The 15,855-nt window shown below is 64.7% G+C and carries 15 protein-coding genes; 8 read left to right on the top strand and 7 right to left on the bottom strand.

Annotated elements, in window-relative coordinates; genetic code table 11:
- Nucleotides 1–54: 54 nt before the first annotated feature.
- Nucleotides 55–1,212 (top strand): efflux RND transporter periplasmic adaptor subunit, encoded by a 1,158-nt coding sequence (locus LB551_RS11290; protein WP_224623988.1) that lies wholly within the window; start codon nucleotides 55–57, stop codon nucleotides 1,210–1,212.
- On the top strand, nucleotides 1,209–4,340 hold the full coding sequence (locus LB551_RS11285) for an efflux RND transporter permease subunit (RefSeq protein ID WP_224659204.1): 3,132 nt from the start codon (nucleotides 1,209–1,211) through the stop codon (nucleotides 4,338–4,340). Before LB551_RS11290 ends, LB551_RS11285 begins: the two co-directional genes overlap by 4 nt.
- 55 nt (nucleotides 4,341–4,395) lie before the next feature.
- Here the strand turns inward: LB551_RS11285 and LB551_RS11280 are convergent, their stop codons facing one another.
- From LB551_RS11280 to LB551_RS11255, 6 genes are all read right to left on the bottom strand, one after another.
- Entirely contained in the window at nucleotides 4,396–4,803 is a 408-nt protein-coding gene (locus tag LB551_RS11280) for a GtrA family protein (protein WP_140496314.1), read from the bottom strand.
- Nucleotides 4,800–5,621 (bottom strand): ChbG/HpnK family deacetylase, encoded by an 822-nt coding sequence (locus LB551_RS11275; RefSeq protein WP_224623990.1) that lies wholly within the window; start codon nucleotides 5,619–5,621, stop codon nucleotides 4,800–4,802. Before LB551_RS11275 ends, LB551_RS11280 begins: the two co-directional genes overlap by 4 nt.
- Nucleotides 5,618–6,604 carry a glycosyltransferase family 2 protein gene (locus tag LB551_RS11270; RefSeq protein WP_140549574.1) on the bottom strand — a complete coding sequence of 329 codons (987 nt, stop codon included), beginning with the start codon at nucleotides 6,602–6,604 and terminating at the stop codon, nucleotides 5,618–5,620. Before LB551_RS11270 ends, LB551_RS11275 begins: the two co-directional genes overlap by 4 nt.
- Nucleotides 6,597–7,763 carry a glycosyltransferase family 87 protein gene (locus LB551_RS11265; protein WP_224623991.1) on the bottom strand — a complete coding sequence of 389 codons (1,167 nt, stop codon included), beginning with the start codon at nucleotides 7,761–7,763 and terminating at the stop codon, nucleotides 6,597–6,599. Before LB551_RS11265 ends, LB551_RS11270 begins: the two co-directional genes overlap by 8 nt.
- Before the next feature lie 222 nt (nucleotides 7,764–7,985).
- Nucleotides 7,986–9,023 (bottom strand): zinc-binding dehydrogenase, encoded by a 1,038-nt coding sequence (locus LB551_RS11260; protein WP_224623992.1) that lies wholly within the window; start codon nucleotides 9,021–9,023, stop codon nucleotides 7,986–7,988.
- A gap of 25 nt (nucleotides 9,024–9,048) precedes the next feature.
- A complete protein-coding gene (locus LB551_RS11255) occupies nucleotides 9,049–10,287 on the bottom strand; it encodes an acyl-CoA dehydrogenase family protein (protein ID WP_224623993.1) in 1,239 nt (412 codons plus the stop codon).
- A 120-nt stretch (nucleotides 10,288–10,407) separates the two neighbouring features.
- Here LB551_RS11255 and LB551_RS11250 point away from each other — a divergent pair, with 120 nt between their 5' ends.
- The 6 genes from LB551_RS11250 (at nucleotide 10,408) to LB551_RS11225 (ending at nucleotide 14,750) form a co-directional block, all read left to right on the top strand.
- On the top strand, nucleotides 10,408–11,223 hold the full coding sequence (locus LB551_RS11250; protein ID WP_224623994.1) for an SDR family oxidoreductase: 816 nt from the start codon (nucleotides 10,408–10,410) through the stop codon (nucleotides 11,221–11,223).
- Between the two features lie 24 nt (nucleotides 11,224–11,247).
- Entirely contained in the window at nucleotides 11,248–11,748 is a 501-nt protein-coding gene (locus LB551_RS11245; protein WP_263483366.1) for a MaoC family dehydratase, read from the top strand.
- On the top strand, nucleotides 11,745–12,776 hold the full coding sequence (locus tag LB551_RS11240) for a phosphotransferase family protein (protein ID WP_224623995.1): 1,032 nt from the start codon (nucleotides 11,745–11,747) through the stop codon (nucleotides 12,774–12,776). The genes LB551_RS11245 and LB551_RS11240 overlap by 4 nt, the downstream gene beginning before the upstream one ends.
- Before the next feature lie 17 nt (nucleotides 12,777–12,793).
- Nucleotides 12,794–13,570, top strand: coding sequence for an SDR family oxidoreductase (locus LB551_RS11235; RefSeq protein ID WP_224623996.1), 777 nt, complete (start codon nucleotides 12,794–12,796; stop codon nucleotides 13,568–13,570).
- A 92-nt stretch (nucleotides 13,571–13,662) separates the two neighbouring features.
- A complete protein-coding gene (locus tag LB551_RS11230) occupies nucleotides 13,663–14,307 on the top strand; it encodes a TetR/AcrR family transcriptional regulator (protein ID WP_140496323.1) in 645 nt (214 codons plus the stop codon).
- A 194-nt stretch (nucleotides 14,308–14,501) separates the two neighbouring features.
- Nucleotides 14,502–14,750 carry a DUF680 domain-containing protein gene (locus LB551_RS11225; protein WP_224623997.1) on the top strand — a complete coding sequence of 83 codons (249 nt, stop codon included), beginning with the start codon at nucleotides 14,502–14,504 and terminating at the stop codon, nucleotides 14,748–14,750.
- A 47-nt stretch (nucleotides 14,751–14,797) separates the two neighbouring features.
- On the opposite strand, the gene LB551_RS11220 is transcribed toward LB551_RS11225, so the two are convergent.
- Nucleotides 14,798–15,850, bottom strand: coding sequence for a Gfo/Idh/MocA family protein (locus tag LB551_RS11220; RefSeq protein ID WP_224659203.1), 1,053 nt, complete (start codon nucleotides 15,848–15,850; stop codon nucleotides 14,798–14,800).
- Nucleotides 15,851–15,855: the final 5 nt, after the last annotated feature.

Genomic DNA, 15,855 nt, shown 5'->3' with positions numbered 1-15,855 from the left:
GCTTATTTCGGGAAACCGGTGGACGGAAGGATTGTTTTGCCAACCGGAGTGCCGATGGCCGCCTGGAAACAGATACTTTTCGCCCTTGTGGTGCTGGTGGTGGCTGCTGCCGCCTGGCTGCGCTTTTTTCCGGGCGCGCCGGACGTGCTGGCGCGCTGGGGAATAGACTGGGCCTACGCGGCAACGCCTCCGGCTGAAAAAACCGGCGCCGGCACGAAATCCGCTGGCGGCGAGCGAGCCCGTCAGGTCAACGTCGTCGTCGTGCCCGCTATTTCCGCGACCATAAACGATCGGCTCCAGGCCATAGGCACCGGCCGCGCCAATGCGTCGGTGACGGTCAACCCCTACTCCTCCGGCCGTCTCGCCGAATTGCTGGTTTCGTCCGGCACCCATGTCGACAAGGGACAGGTCATCGCGACCCTTGATTCCGAGACCGAAGTGATCGCCCAGGACCGTGCCCGGCTCGCGCTTCAGGACGCACAGGCCAAGCTCGACCGGGTCAGGTCGCTACGCGCCTCCAATGCGGCGACACCGGTCGCCGTCGCCGATGCCGAAGTGGTGCTGGCCGGCGCCAAGCTGGCGCTACAGGATGCGGAACTCGCGCTGCACCGCCGGTCTGTTCTCGCCCCGATCTCCGGCACGGTCGGCATCCTGCCGATCTCCGCCGGTAATTATGTTACAAACCAGTCGGCGATCGCCACGCTCGACGACCGGTCCTCGATCCTTGTCGATTTTCTGGTGCCGGAGCGCTTCGCCGCCGCCGTCAAGATCGGCGCGCAATTGTCGGCGACGCCGATCGCCAACCCCGGCAACAGCTATACCGGCACGGTTTCAGCCATCGACAACCACATCGACGAGAACAGCCGTACGCTTCTGGTCAAGGCGACGATCGCCAATCCGGCCGATTCGCTGCGCGCCGGCATGTCGTTCGCCATCACCATGAAATTCCCCGGCGAGACCTACCCCGCCGTCAGCCCGCTCGCGATCCTGTGGGGCTCGGACGGCGCCTACGTCTGGGCGGTCGAGAACGGCAAGGCCAAGCGGGTGCCGGTGCGCATCATCCAGCGCAACACCGAAACCGTGTTGATCGACGCGGAGCTGGACAGTGGCGACATGGTGGTGACCGAAGGCACCCAGAGCGTCAGCGAGGGCGGCGAAGTCCGCATCGCCCGTGGAGAGCAGCGCGCCGCGAACGCGGCCGAAGGCTCATGACCGGAGCCGTCAACGCCGCCAGCGAGACCGGCTTTACCGCCCTGTTCATCCGCAGGCCGGTCATGGCCTTGGTGCTGAATGTCCTCATCGCGGTCGCCGGCCTCGCCGCCTTCTATGGCGTCGAGATCCGCGAACTGCCTGATGTCGACCGCGCCGTCGTCACCGTTTCCACGACTTTCGAAGGCGCGGCGGCCGAAACGGTCGATCGCGAACTGACCGACACAATCGAGGGAGCTGTTGCCCGCGTTTCCGGCGTCAAGTCGATCTCGTCGACCTCGTCCTTCGGCTCGAGCCGCGTCACCATCGAATTCAACGACGGCGTCGACCTCAATGTCGGGGCCTCGGATGTGCGCGATGCCGTCGGCCGCGTCGCCAACCAGATGCCGGAGACGGCCGATCCGCCGCGCATCGTCAAGGCCGACGCCAACTCCGACCCCGTGATGCGCCTGGCCGTCACCTCCGACACCATGTCGGTGCAGGACATGACCGTCGTAGTCCAGGACCAGATCGAGGACGAACTGGCCGCCGTTCCAGGCGTTGCCGACGTCCAGGTCTATGGCGACCGCGACAAGATCTTCCGCATCGACGTCGACCAGAACAAGCTCGCCAGCCTGGGCTTCACCGTCGCCGACCTCAGGACCGCCCTTGCCTCGGTCGCCTTCGATTCACCCGCCGGCTCGATCACCACGACCGATCAGGACCTGATCGTTCGCACCACGGCCGATGTGACGACGCCGGAAGAATTCGAGAACATCATCATTGGCGGCACGACGCGCATCCGCGATGTCGCCACCGTCACGCTTGGCCCCGACATCGGCCAGACCACGTTGCGCTCGGACGGCAAGACCGGCATCGGCATCGGCATCATCCGCCAGGCGGAATCGAACACGCTGGACATCTCCACCGGCGTCAAGGCCGCCGTCGAGAAATTGCAGGCAAACCTGCCGCAAGGCATGTCGATCAAGGTCACCAGCGACGACGCGGTGTTCGTCAACGGCGCCGTCCACGAGGTGGAGATCGCGCTCGCGCTTTCCGTCTCCATCGTTCTGGTCGTCATTTATGCCTTTCTTCTCGACTGGCGCGCCACGCTCATTCCGGGCCTGTCGATGCCCGTCGCCATGATCGGCACCATTGCGGCGATCTATCTCGCCGGTTTCTCGATCAACATCCTGACGCTGCTGGCCCTGGTGCTGGCGACGGGGCTTGTCGTCGATGACGCGATCGTCGTTTTGGAAAACATCGTGCGGCGGCGCAATCAAGGCATGGGGCCGCGTGCCGCCGCTGTGCTCGGCGCACAAGAGGTGTTCTTCGCCGTCATCGCCACCACGCTGACCCTGGTTGCCGTCTTCGTGCCGATCTCCTTCCTGCCGGGCCAGACCGGCGGCCTGTTCCGCGAATTCGGCTTCGTGCTCGCCATGTCGGTGCTGTTGTCCTGCGTGGTCGCGCTGACGCTTTGCCCCATGCTTGCCTCGCGCATGCTGTCCACTGCTGCCCTCCACCACGAGGGCGGCAACGGCGTCGGCGCACGCATCGGGGGCGCGCTGAACGCGGCCTACCGGCGCAGCCTGCATGTCTGCCTCGACGCGCCGTGGATTGTGGTGCTGGTGGCGCTGCTGTTCGCCGGCACCGCATTCGCGCTGTTCGGCACCATCCGCCAGGAATTGACGCCGACCGAGGATCGCGCGGTCGTGCTGCTTCGCATCAGCGCCCCGCAAGGCGTCAGCCTCGATTACACGACACAGCAGATGCAGAAGATCGAAAAACTGATCCAGCCGCTGCGTGATTCCGGCGAAATCGTCAGCACTTTCGAGAGTGCCGGCCAGAACGGCGCCTATAATTCAGGCTTCATGGTGATGACCCTGGCGCCCTGGGACGAGCGCAGCCGCAGCCAGCAGGAGATCATGGCCGAGATCAGCCAGCTCACCCGCCAGGTGCCCAGCGTGCGCATCTTCCCGGTGCAGCCCAACAGCCTCGGCATCCGTGGCGCCGGCAACGGCCTGCAGTTCGCGCTGGTCGGCAACGACCGCAAGGCGCTCGGCGACGCGGCCGTCAAGATCATCGCTGAGATGCAGAAGGATCCGCGTTTCCAGACACCCCGTCTTTCCATCGACCCGACCCAGCCGCAGCTCTCCGTCGCGATTGACCGCGAGCGTGCCTCCGATCTTGGCATCGACATTACCGGGCTGGCCAACACCATGCAGGCCATGCTCGACGGCAACGACGTCGTCGATGTCTACATCGCCGACCGCAGCTACGGGGTGAAGCTGGTTTCGACCACCAACCCGATCAACGATCCGACCGACCTGGAGAACGTCTTCCTGAAGACGGCTGACGGCCGTTTCGTGCCGATGTCGACCATCGCCACGCTGACCGAGCGTGCCGTGCCGCCCTCGCTGTCGCGCGAGCAGCAGCAGCCATCGGTGGCGATCACGTCCAACCTCGGCGGCGATTTCGCGCTCGGCTCGGCCCTTACGCGCGCCGAGGAGATCGCAACGCCGCTTCTGCCGCCGGGCAGCCGCATCGTGCCATTGGCCGAGGCGGCGACACTGGGTGAGACCAACAGCGCCATGGTCACCATCTTCGGTTTTGCCCTGGTCATCATCCTGCTGGTGCTTGCCGCGCAATTCGAGAGCTTCGTCAGCGCCGTCATCATCATGGCGACAGTGCCGCTCGGCCTCGCCTGCGCCATCTTCGCGCTTCTGCTCTCGGGCACCAGCCTCAACGCCTACAGCCAGATAGGCCTGGTGCTGCTGGTCGGCGTCATGGCCAAGAACGGCATCCTGATCGTCGAATTCGCAAACCAGCTGCGCGATCGCGGACTGGGCGTGCGCGAGGCGATCGAACAGGCCTCGACCATTCGCTTGCGCCCGGTGATGATGACAATGATCTGCACCGTGCTCGGCGGCGTGCCGCTGGTGCTGGCGGCGGGCGCCGGTGCCGAGGCCCGTATCGCGCTCGGCTGGGTGATCGTCGGCGGACTGGGGCTGGCCACCGTCTCGACGCTGTTCCTGACCCCCGTCGCCTATCTCTTGCTCGGCCGCTTCGTCACGCCGAAGACCCACGAGGAGGCGCGGCTGAAGCGCGAACTCGAGGAAGCCGCCTACACCGATGTGGAGCCGGCTGAATAGGGAAATTCCAGGAGTCCGTGTAGCGGGTCCGGAATTTTCGTGGGGAAATAGGCTGCTATTTCAGCAGACGGCCCTCGATCGACCAGCGCGCGGCGAGGAAATTCAGCACCGCCGCCACAACCACCCCGCCGATTTTTGCCGGCCAAACGCCGACGACACCGGCGAACAGCGCGATCGCGAGGCTGGAGACACCGAGCGAAATCAGCGCGCCGAGCGAGGCGAAGCGAAGAAAGGCATGATGCAGCCGGATGGCCGGATCGCGCTCGAACGACCAGAAGCCGTTGGCCGCGAAGGAGAAGGTGACGGCAATGAACCAGGACGCAACGTTGGCGGGCAGCGGCGGCACGTGCAGCTTGAGCAGCAGAAAGAAACCGGCAAGGTCGATGGCCGTGTTCACCAGGCCGACGATGGCGAAGCGGATAATCTTGTTGCCGGTCGAACGCCGGGACTGATCGGCACTCATGCCATGCCGTCCATGATGCCGACACGCGCGTGAGCCAGGCTTGCGCCGAAATGATCGGAGGCGAGAACCGCGAATTCGACTTCGCGCACATCTTGCATCGGGTCGCGTGAACGCAACGTCTCGTCGACATGCCCGGGATGGCACATGAACAGTCCCTCTTCCGGCAGGCTTTCAACGGCGGTTTGCAGACCGGGCGCGAACTTTTCCGGCTGCCGCCAGTCATAGATGCCGGCGAGCGGCGCCCTCACGGTGAAGCCGGCGCGCCGCATGGATCGGTTGAACCCAGTTGCCAGGGCGGCGATCGCCGCAATTTTCGATGCCGCCGCTCCGCTGCCGGCCAGCGCCGGCGCGCCGCGCAGCCACGGTCTGCCGGCATCTCCGGCGAAACACCCCCGCAGCCATTTGCGCACGACAGGCAGGAAATGCACATGCTGGTGGCCGTCGATGAAATCGGGCCGGCGCCCGAGCCCCTCGACGAAGCGGCCAAATTGGGCGTCGAGCTCAGCATGGACGTCGCAGGTCTCGATGCTGCCGCGCAGGATCGGCAATGCCAGCGAGCGGAGCGGCGGCAGCCGGCCTTCCGGCGCCAGGCTCGACGGCCCGGTCACGGCCGGCTGGTCCGTCAAGGTCAGATGCAGGCCGACGGCGACCCGGCCGCACAGCGGCTTGATGCGTTCCGCCTCCCCCGGCCATTCCGCGAAACCGGTCATGCAACCGGTGCCCGTAAGCCGCCCGCGATCGAGCAGGTCGAGGATCGCCGCCGAGACGCCGGGCGCCAGGCCGTAATCGTCGGCGATCAGGCGGATGCCACGCATCATGCCCCGGGAACGCCCGGCGCCGACCTGGCGGGAATATCGCTGCGCACGATATCGCGCACGATGTAAACCGGGCGGTCCTTGCTTTCGCTGAGCGTGACCCAGACATATTCACCGATCAGCCCGAGAAGTGTCAGGTTGAGGCCGCCGAGCAGCACCACGGCGACCAGCAGGCTCGGATAGCCTGGAACGGCAATGCCGTAGAACAGTACCTCGAAGAGCACTTTCGCGCCGTAGACCGCGCCGGCAAACGCCGCAAGCAGTCCGCTGAGGCTGATCAGGCGCAGCGGAATAACCGAAAAGGACGTAAACCCCTCTAGCGAAAAGGCGATCAGGTTGAGCCGGCTCCATTTCGACTTGCCGCTGGCGCGGTTTTCCGGCGAATAGGATATGGCCTTCTGGCGGAAGCCGGCCCAGGCGAACAGGCCCTTGTTGAAGCGCCTTTTGTCGCGCAGGCTGGTCAATGCGCGCGCCACGGTGCCGCGCATGACGCGAAAGTCGCCTGCATTCTCGGGAATATCGAACCGCTGGCTGCTGTTGATCAGGCTGTAGAACAGTTTCGCCAACTGGCTGCGCCGCCAGCTTGCCCCGCGCCGGTCGTTCTGCGCGTAGACGACATCGACGTCCGGATTCTCGGCCAGCTCGACGATCATCTTCAGGCTGGTCTCCAGGGAGTGCTGCAGATCCGCGTCCATGACAAGCACCATGTCGCCCCGCGAGTGGTCGAGGCCGGCGAGCACGGCGACCTCCTTGCCGAAATTGCGGCTGAGGCGCACGATTTCCCAGGATCCCGAAAGCGCCTGCGAAAACCGCCGGGCGCTATCGTCCCGGCTGCCGTCGTCGACCAGGATCTTGTGGACCTGCATGCCGAAGCGGCTCGACACCGCCGCCTCGAGCGCGTCGAGCAATGCCGCGAAAGCCGTTGCCGATTGCGCCTCGTTGAAGAACGGTGCGACGATATCGAGTGTCGGGCGCATCTCAGCCATGGGCGACAGGCTCCGCATTCACCAATTTTTGTCGCGCCTTGGCCCAGAACCACCATATCAGGAAGCAGGCGATGAAAGTGACCGTGATCGGCCGAAACCAGGGATAGAGAAAGTCATGCATGTGGCGCTCGACACCGGTCAAACCTGTCAGGAATAAAGTCATGGACAGCACGCAGGCCAGGACGCCACCTTTTTCTTCGCGCCACAACAGGGCAATGGCAAGGCCGGCGGGCACCGCGATCATTGCATAGGTGTTGGGCTCGACGCGCGGGTTGAAGACGCACATGTAGAAGGCCGCCGTCAGGAAGATGGCGAGTCCGGCCGCTCCTTGTTCGAGCTTGCGGTCGAACCAGAGCACGATCGAGAGCGTCAGCAGGCCGATCACGACGCGCACCGCCGTGGCAACCGAGTCCGGAACGGGCAGCCCCATCTCGATAAAGGGAGCGGTGAAATCGGTCGGAACAAAATGGCTGGTCTTGTCGACGGCCATCGACGTCAGCATGCGGGCGAAATCGCCATACTGCTCGTTCAGGTAGCCGGCGGGAGCGAAAGCGTAGGGTATGGCGAGCACGAACAGCACCGCCAGCACAAGGGCCGGTATCAGCCGCGGGCGCAACGCCCCCACCAACAGCAGCATGATGATCGCGGTCGGCTTGGCCGTGATGGCAAGCGAGGCCCAGAGAAAGGTCTCCGCACGCCGTCCTTCCAGTGCCGACAGGGTCAAGAGCCAGCAGGCGCCGGTCAGCAGGATTGTCGCCTGCCCGTTGCGGATGGCGCCCAGCGTCATCGGCAAAGCGAGGAAGAGGCCGAAGGAAAGCAGCCAGGTCTGCTCCTGTCCGCCCAGCTTGCGCACCTGCCGCGCCGCGGCAAGGGTGAGAACGGCGAAACCGAGGGCATGCCAGGCCAGCCCGCCAAGATGCGGCCCCAGGTTCAAGAACGGAATATAGAGCGCGGCGAAGGCGGGCGTGTAAAGGTATCCCATCTCGGACTCGAGGTCGTAGAGCGGCCGGCCGGCCAGAAACTCCACACTGCCATATCTGTAGGCGTGCAACACGGTGCGCGCGTCGGGCGACCACAGGACCAGGCCAAGCACGACCGCGAACGCCCCGATCCACAGGCTAAGCCCCAGACGGTCGAAAACCGGCTTGGAAATCCTCATCAAGCACCCCACACCAATCCGGAACAGGCCCGGTCCAGCACTGTCCCAGCGTTCATTGGCGGCGGCATATCACGGACAAAGCGGGGTGGCATAGGGGGATCGAACGGCGTGGCCGCCGATGACATTGAACGATCGCAGCCAACAAACCACCTACCTTCCGGCCCTCGAAGGTTATAGCAGCTGCTGGATGGACCGGAATGCAGCTCAACCGCGCCCCCCGCGTTACGGCCGAATGAACACCTTGCCATTGGGCCTGGCCAGTTCCGCCGGCACGCGCGCCATCGCCTCGGCCAGCGGCACCACAGCCGCCACGTCGGTCGTCCAGCGCCCGTCGGAAAAGCGCTTCTGCGCCTCGAGGATCGCAGGACCGCGGCGATCCTTATGCTGCCGCATCCATTCGCTCAGCCAGAAGCCCTCTATGTGCTTGTGCTGGAAAATCAGCTGGCCGGGTTCGCGGATGACCGTGGCCTCGGGGTCGAGCCGTCCATAGATGATCCAACGCGAGCGTTTCGGCATGGCGTTGAAGATGGCCGAGGCCAGTGGCCCGGTTACCGCATCGAGGAAGATGCGCGGCTGTTCGGCCTTTATCACCTCGCGCAGCGAGGCTTCGAAATCGGGCGACTTCTCGTTGAGTACATGGGCGGCGCCGATTTCCTTCAGCAGCGCGATCTGCTCGTCGCGGCGCACGGTGACGACAGGCCGGAATCCTTCCTCCCTGGCCAGCCCGATGATCAGCTTGCAGAGCTGGCTGGCGCCCGCGGTCATGACGAAGGCCCTTTCGCCCTCTCGGCTGACGATGTCGAACATCGCGATCGCGGTGAGCGGATTGACGATCATGGCAGCCCCATCCTCGTCGCGCAGGGTGTCGAGGAGCGGAATGCAGGCGGCGGCTTCGGCAACGGCATAATCGGCCCATGAGCCCCAATTGGAGAGCCCGGTGGCAAAGGCAACGCGCTTGCCGACGAGGCTCTTGGGGTAGGGCTCGTTGCCGCCAGCAACGACCGCGCCGACGCCTTCGAAGCCGGCCGGCCGGCCCTTGACCCGCGGCTGGCCGTACTGGCCCTTGATGAAGGCGACATCGGACGGATTGATCGACGCAAGGCTGACCTTGATCAGCACTTGCGTCGGCCCAGGCGCCGGCACTGCGATACTGCCTGGCTGGAGATAAGGCTCCATCGCCTCCAGCGCGCTGCCGCTCGGCGTCCTGCTATAGCCGTCGCCGACCAGCAGCAGCGCCTTCATCTCGGACGGGATGCTCATCGGCTGTCTCCTTGACCGGGCGGCCTCAGACCTTCTCCTGCGTGTATTTCTTCAGCTCCGCCCGCGCCACCTGGCGGCGATGCACGGCATCCGGCCCGTCGGCGAGGCGCAGGGTTCTCAGATGCGTCCACGAGCGCGCCAGCGGCGTGTCCTGGCTGATTCCTTGCGCGCCGAACATCTGTACCGCCTCATCGGTGACCTTCAGCGCCACGCGTGGCGCGACCACCTTGATCTGGCTGATCCAGGGTGCGGCGGCGCGCGCGTCGCCCTGGTCGATCATCCACGCCGCCTTGAGGCAGAGCAGGCGGGCCATCTCGATCTCCATCCGGCATTCGGCGATGATGTCGAAATTGGCGCCCAGCTTCGCCAGTGGCTGGCCGAACGCCTCGCGGCAGACCGAACGCTGGCACAGCAACTCCAGCGCCATCTCGGCCTGGCCGATGGCCCGCATGCAGTGATGGATGCGGCCGGGGCCGAGGCGGCCTTGCGCGATCTCGAAACCCCTGCCCTCGCCGAGGATCAGGTTCGACGCCGGCACCAGCACATTGTCGAAGCGAAGATGCATATGGCCATGCGGCGCGTCGTCGTCGCCATAGACCTGCATCGGACGGAGCTTGCTGACACCCCTGGTGTCCGCCGGCACAAGGATCATCGAATGCCGACTGTGCTTCGGCTCTCCATCGGAGGTCTTCACCATGACGATATAGATGGCGCAGCGTGGATCGCCGGCACCCGAGGCCCACCACTTCTCGCCGTTCAGCACATAGCTGTCGCCGCGCCGTTCGCAGCGCATCGAAATGTTAGTAGCGTCCGACGAGGCGACGTCCGGCTCGGTCATCAGATAGGCCGAGCGGATCTTTCCATCGAGAAGCGGCTCCAGCCAAGCCTTCTTGTGCTCCGCCGAGCCGTAGCGCTCCAGCACCTCCATGTTGCCGGTGTCGGGCGCCGAGCAGTTGAAGGTCTCGGCGCCGAGATGCGCCTTGCCCATCTCCTCGGCCAGATAGGCGTATTCGACGGTGGAAAGGCCATAGCCGCGTTCCGAGCCGGTCAGCCAGAAATTCCACAGGCCGCGCTCCCGTGCGGTCTTCTTCAGCCCTTCGAGGATCTCGGTCTGGCGCCGCGTGTATGTCCAGCGGTCGCCCGCCTTGCCGACTTCACCGAGGAATTCCTTGTCGAGCGGCATGATCTCGTCGCGCACCATGGCCGCGACGCGCGCGTGGATCGGCTTCAGCCGCTCCGTCATGCCGAGATTCATCTCCGTCATCGGTCGCTAACCCTTCATTCAGGCCGGGCATTTTGTCAGTGGCAAGGATGACCGTACTTCGGATAGCCTTGTCAACGCGAACGCTTTCCCCGATCCGCCGATGAAAGGCGCAGGAGTTCGATGAGCTATCTCGACGATCTTTTTTCGGTGGCCGGCAAGACCGCGCTGGTCACGGGCGCGGCGACCGGCATCGGCCGCATGGCGGCGACGGGCCTCGTCAAGGCCGGCGCAACGGTGATGATCGCCTCGCGCAAGGGCGAGGACTGCATCAAAGTCGCCGAGGACTTGAACGGGCTTGGCGCGCCGGGCCGGGCGGAAGGCTTTGCCGGAGACGTTTCCAGCGAGGCCGGCATTGCCGCCTTGGTCGGCGAGGTCAAGGCGCGAGCCGACCGGCTGCATATCCTTGTCAACAATGCCGGCGTGTCCTGGGGAGCGCCGTTGGAGAGCTTCCCCTATCATGCCTGGGCCAAGGTGTTCGGCGTCAACGTCACCGCCGTCTTCCACCTGACCCGCGAATTGCTGCCGCTGCTCGAAGCCGCGGCCAGCGACGAGGATCCGGCCCGGGTCATCAATCTGGGCTCGGTGATGGGCACGCAGCCGCTGGCCGACGACGCCTATTCCTACACCGCCTCCAAGGCGGCCGTTCATCATCTGACGCGCACCCTGGCGCTGGAATTCGCCGGCCGCCGCATCACCGTGAACGCCTTTGCCCCTGGCCCCTTCCAGAGCCGGATGACGGCATTTGCCACCGCCACGGAGGAACAGGCCAGGCATGTCGGCAGCCACGTTCCGATCGGCCGGATCGGCGCCCCGGATGACATTGCCGGCGCAACGCTCTATTTGTGCAGCCGTGCAGGCAGCTATGTCACCGGCGCCATCCTGCCCATTGACGGCGGACAGTCGGTGCAGCATGGGCTGACTCTGTTCAAGGAATGACATTTCCGGCCGGGGAAGCCGGGAATGAAACTGGAGGACATCCGCGTGGAACCGATCAGTCTCGATGTGCTTCTGGCCAGCGTCGGCAAGGAGGTGGGCGTGTCGCCATGGCGGGTGGTCACGCAGCGCATGATCGACCAGTTCGCCGACGCGACCGACGATCACCAGTTCATTCATTGCGATCCCGAGCGGGCCAAGCGCGAGACGCCGTTCGGCGGCACCATCGCGCATGGCTTCCTGTCGCTGTCGCTGCTGTCGGCAATGACCTTCGAGACCATGCCGCCGCTGGAAAACGGCAAGATGGGCGTCAACCACGGCTTCGATTCGCTGCGATTCCTGGCGCCGGTAAAGACCGGCGCGCGCATCCGCACCCGTTTCGTGCTGGCCGACGTCAAGGTCAGACCCTCGGGTTGGGTGCAGACCGCGCATGACGTGACCATCGAGATCGAGGGCTCGAAGAAACCGGCGTTGACCGCGCGCTGGCTGACGCTGACCCTGATCGAACGCCAGCCCGAGACCGCATGAGGGACCCGAACGCGCTCGACCAGGCAGCGCTTTCGCCCTATCTCGAGGCGCGGATCCCCGGTTTTGCCGGGCTTTCCTCGATCGAAAAATTCAAATCCGGCCAATCCAACCCGACCTATCTGTTGACGGCGGCCGGCGGCCGCTACGTGCTGCGCGCCAAGCCGCCGGGGCAGTTGCTGAAATCGGCACACCAGGTCGACCGTGAATTCAGGGTGATGAGCGCGCTTTCAGGCACCGCCGTGCCGGTGCCACGGATGCTGCATCTCTCGGCCGAGAACTCGCCGATCGGCCGCATGTTCTACGTCATGGATTTCATCGACGGCCGCATCTTTTGGGATCCGGCCCTGCCGGAAGCGCGCGACAATGACGAGCGCGCCGCGATCTACGATGCCATGAACGCCACACTCTCCGCCTTGCACGACGTCGATATCGAGGCCGTGGGTCTCGGCGATTTCGGCCGGCCCGGCAATTATTTCGCGCGCCAGCTGGCGCGCTGGACCAGCCAGTACCGCGCCTCGGAAACCGGTGCCATTGCCGATATGGACCGGCTGATCGACTGGCTGGAGACGCACATGCCCGCCGACGATGGCCGTGTCTCGCTGGTGCATGGCGACTACCGGCTGGACAATCTGATATTCGCGCCGGACCGGCCAAAGGTGCTGGCGGTGCTCGACTGGGAACTATCGACATCAGGTCACCCATTTGCCGATATCGCCTACCAGTGCATGCAATGGCGCCTGCCGCATAGCTCGGGCTTTCGCGGCTTGGGGGGTATCGACCGCGCCGCGCTCGGCCTGCCCTTGGAAGAAGACTATGTCGCCACCTATTGCCGGCGGCGCGGGCTCACCGGCATCGGCGACTGGACGTTCTTCCTCGCTTTCTCCTTCTTCCGGCTGGCCGCGATCTGCCAGGGCGTCTACAGGCGCGCGCTGGACGGCAACGCCTCCAATCCGGAAAAGGCCAGGACCTATGGCGAGGCGGTGAAGCTGCTGTCGCATCTCGCAGTGAAACTGATCGACCGAAACTGATCGACAAGGAGTGATCGATGGGCCGCTTCGACGGAAAAACGGTGTTGATCACGGGTGCCGCGGGCGGGCTTGGCCGCGGCGCCGCCAAAGGTTTTGCCGCCGAAGGCGCGCGGCTGGTTCTCTCCGACCTGGATGAAGTAACCTTGAGGAGCTTTGCCGAAACGCTCGATGCCGAGACGGCGATCCTGGCCGGCAACATCGCCGACGAGGCGCTGTCTCAGGCGCTGGTGGCGCTGGCGGTTGAAAGATTCGGCCGGCTGGATGTCGCGGTCAACAATGCCGGCATCGTGCAGAGTTTCGTGCGCTTGCCGCAGGTCGCCTCGGAGGAGGCGCGCCGCGTGATCGAAATCGACCTGCTCGGCGTCTTCTATGCCATGAAGCACCAGATCCCGCAGATGGAGCGGCAGTTCAAGGCGGACGGCAAGGGCGGCGCCATCGTCAACACCGCCTCCGCCGCCGGACTGGGTGGCGCGCCTAAGCTTTCGATCTATGCTGCCGCCAAGCACGGCGTGGTCGGGCTGACCCGGTCGGCGGCAATTGAATACGCCAGCAAGGGCCTGCGCATAAACGCGGTCTGTCCGGCGCACACGAGAACGGCGATGGTCGACAGTTTCGTGCGCGTCTCCGGCGCGCCGGAGGCCGACGCCCTGGCCGAACTGACGCGCGGCGTGCCGATGAGGAGGGTGGCCGAAGTGGATGAGATCACCACCGTCATCCTGTTCGCGGCCGATCCCGCCAACTCCTTCATGACCGGCCACGCGCTGGCAGTCGACGGCGGCGTCGGTGCGATCTGACGCCTTGCCGCTTGGGAACCTGCCGCGCTCTTGTCCGTTTCCGTACAGCGTATATAATTCAGTTGGCCCCCAACCAGCAGAGGCAGGCGACATTGCCGGTGAGTGCCCAGACACGCCGAGAGAAACAAAAGGCCGAACAGCGTTCCGAACTTGTCGAGGCCGCGCACAAGCTCGTGCAGGAGGAAGGCTATGAGGGGCTGACCATCCGCAAGCTGGCCAAGCGCGTCGGCTACGCGCCGATGTCGGTCTATTCCTATTTCGCCGACAAGCAGGACATATTGTTCGCGCTGGCCGAGGATGCGTTCGAGACGCTTGCCCGGCGCATCGAGGAGCATCCTTCCGACGATCCGATCGAGGCGCTGCAAGCGGTGATGACGGAATACGCCGCGTTCGGGCTTGGCAATCCCAATGAATACCGCACCGTCTTCATGACCGAAAAGACCAAGCTGCCGGCAGGCCGGAGCTACGAGGACATGGAAGAAAGCAACCCGGCGATGAAGGTGCTGATCAGCAGGGTCGAGGCCTGCGTCGCCGCGGGGAAGTTGCAGGGCGATCCGCGCGCCATCGCCACCATGCTGTGGGCGGTCGGCCACGGCACCATTTCGCTGCTGATCACCTTCCCCTTTTACCCCTTCGGTGATCCGCAGGCTTTCGTGAAACGGATGTGCGATTTCACTCTTGCCACGCTCAGCACGCAGAACGTGCCCCCGCTGACCGAGACACCGGTCAACTGCTGATCGATATCTCCTTGCGTTTCCACGCTTCATCGCCGCTCCGCGTTTAACGTGCCAAGCGGGGCGGATTTTCTTGGTTAACAAAAAATTTCCGTACGCGTACGATTCTGGCTTGAACTTCGCGATCGGTGGGCGTATTTGTACGGAATACCGTACATGTACGAAAATAAATCGCCCATCGAACCCGGAGACCGACAATGAAAAAGACCCTCCTCACCCTCGCCGCCGTGCTGGCACTTTCGGGCTCGGCCTTTGCGGCCAACACGACCCACCCGGTCAAGCACGTGCACGCCGCGACCTGCGTCGACACCAGGACCAATGTGAAGCTCGATTGCGCCTCGACCGGCTCGGTCGAGAAGAAGGCTTCCACGGAAAACACGGCTGAAGGCAAGGGCCCGCGGCTCGGCATCAGCATCAATCCCTGGATCGTGCCGAGCGCGTTCTGAGAGTGCGGGAATCGCGTCCGGCCGGCAAAAAGCCGGCCAGAACGTTCTCAGGCGATCGTGACCGGCAGCCTGGCCGACGAACTCTCGAAGGCCGCGTCGATCAGCCTCTGCATGTCGGCGGCGCGACGGAAGGATGGATCGCCGTTCCTTCCCGTATCGAGCGCTTCGGCAAAACGCAGCGCGTTACGCTTGACGTCCGGCGGCGCCAGAGTCCGCCAACGCGGCTGATCGATGTCCACGCCCAGGCAGGCCGACAGGTGCGAAACCTTGCCGTCGGTCTCGACCTTGATGGCGCCCCTGGTGCCATGCATGGCCAGCGACAGGTCGTTGGTGTGGCCAGTCATGTAGCGGCTGGCGACGATCGTGGCCAGCGCTCCGGATTTGAACCGCGCCGTCATCGCGACACTGTCGTTGGCATCAAGCACATAATCGCCGATCCGATCGCCTTCGGCCTTGGGAAACGTCACCAGATCGGCGTGCAGGGTGGCGATGTCCTGGTCGGCGCCATAGCTTGCGAAATCCAGAATGTGGATACCGACATCGCCGAGCACGCCCGTCGAGCCGTGCCGGTTGGACAGGCGCCAAAGCCATTTGTCCTCGACCCGCCAGTCGCCCCATGACTTGCTGACCAGCCAGCTCTGTTTGTAACTCGCCTCGACATGCCGCAATGCGCCGATCTCGCCGGCCTGCACCATGCGTCGCGCTTCGTGAATCGCCGGTGAGTTGCGGTAGGTCAGGTTGACCATGTTGACGACCCCGGCCGCCTCGGCCGCTTCCGTCATTGCGAGCGCATCGGCATGGTTCGGCGCGAGCGGCTTTTCGCAGAAGACGTGTTTTCCTCGGGCAAGTAGCGCCAGCGTCGTGGCCTTGTGCACGCCGTCCGGCGTCGCGTTGATGGCGGCGTCGAACGCGCCCCAGCCAATCGCCGCCTCCAGGCTCTCGAAAGAGTGGCTGATCTGGTTGGCGGCGGCGAACGTCGCCGCGCGACCCGGCACCTGGTCGACGCAGGCGACGATCGTGCAGCCAGGAATCCCGGCGAACTCCTCGACGTGATGTCCGGCAATGCCACCGGTGCCGAGCAGAAGGAGGCGGTGCGCCATCAACT

The organism is Mesorhizobium sp. BR1-1-2 (assembly GCF_020165435.1).
In the GTDB taxonomy this organism is placed as follows: domain Bacteria; phylum Pseudomonadota; class Alphaproteobacteria; order Rhizobiales; family Rhizobiaceae; genus Mesorhizobium.
The sequence above is the reverse complement of the archived record's forward strand: the minus strand, read 5'-3'. Positions and strand labels throughout refer to the sequence as shown.

What these genes read in the sequence shown, in the direction of transcription:
- LB551_RS11290 (WP_224623988.1), top strand. Translation starts at nt 55, where the DNA reads ATGGCCGCCTGGAAACAGATACTTTTCGCCCTTGTGGTGCTGGTGGTG.
- LB551_RS11285 (WP_224659204.1), top strand. Translation starts at nt 1,209, where the DNA reads ATGACCGGAGCCGTCAACGCCGCCAGCGAGACCGGCTTTACCGCCCTG.
- LB551_RS11280 (WP_140496314.1), bottom strand. Translation starts at nt 4,803, where the DNA reads ATGAGTGCCGATCAGTCCCGGCGTTCGACCGGCAACAAGATTATCCGC.
- LB551_RS11275 (WP_224623990.1), bottom strand. Translation starts at nt 5,621, where the DNA reads ATGATGCGTGGCATCCGCCTGATCGCCGACGATTACGGCCTGGCGCCC.
- LB551_RS11270 (WP_140549574.1), bottom strand. Translation starts at nt 6,604, where the DNA reads ATGGCTGAGATGCGCCCGACACTCGATATCGTCGCACCGTTCTTCAAC.
- LB551_RS11265 (WP_224623991.1), bottom strand. Translation starts at nt 7,763, where the DNA reads ATGAGGATTTCCAAGCCGGTTTTCGACCGTCTGGGGCTTAGCCTGTGG.
- LB551_RS11260 (WP_224623992.1), bottom strand. Translation starts at nt 9,023, where the DNA reads ATGAGCATCCCGTCCGAGATGAAGGCGCTGCTGCTGGTCGGCGACGGC.
- LB551_RS11255 (WP_224623993.1), bottom strand. Translation starts at nt 10,287, where the DNA reads ATGACGGAGATGAATCTCGGCATGACGGAGCGGCTGAAGCCGATCCAC.
- LB551_RS11250 (WP_224623994.1), top strand. Translation starts at nt 10,408, where the DNA reads ATGAGCTATCTCGACGATCTTTTTTCGGTGGCCGGCAAGACCGCGCTG.
- LB551_RS11245 (WP_263483366.1), top strand. Translation starts at nt 11,248, where the DNA reads ATGAAACTGGAGGACATCCGCGTGGAACCGATCAGTCTCGATGTGCTT.
- LB551_RS11240 (WP_224623995.1), top strand. Translation starts at nt 11,745, where the DNA reads ATGAGGGACCCGAACGCGCTCGACCAGGCAGCGCTTTCGCCCTATCTC.
- LB551_RS11235 (WP_224623996.1), top strand. Translation starts at nt 12,794, where the DNA reads ATGGGCCGCTTCGACGGAAAAACGGTGTTGATCACGGGTGCCGCGGGC.
- LB551_RS11225 (WP_224623997.1), top strand. Translation starts at nt 14,502, where the DNA reads ATGAAAAAGACCCTCCTCACCCTCGCCGCCGTGCTGGCACTTTCGGGC.
- LB551_RS11220 (WP_224659203.1), bottom strand. Translation starts at nt 15,850, where the DNA reads ATGGCGCACCGCCTCCTTCTGCTCGGCACCGGTGGCATTGCCGGACAT.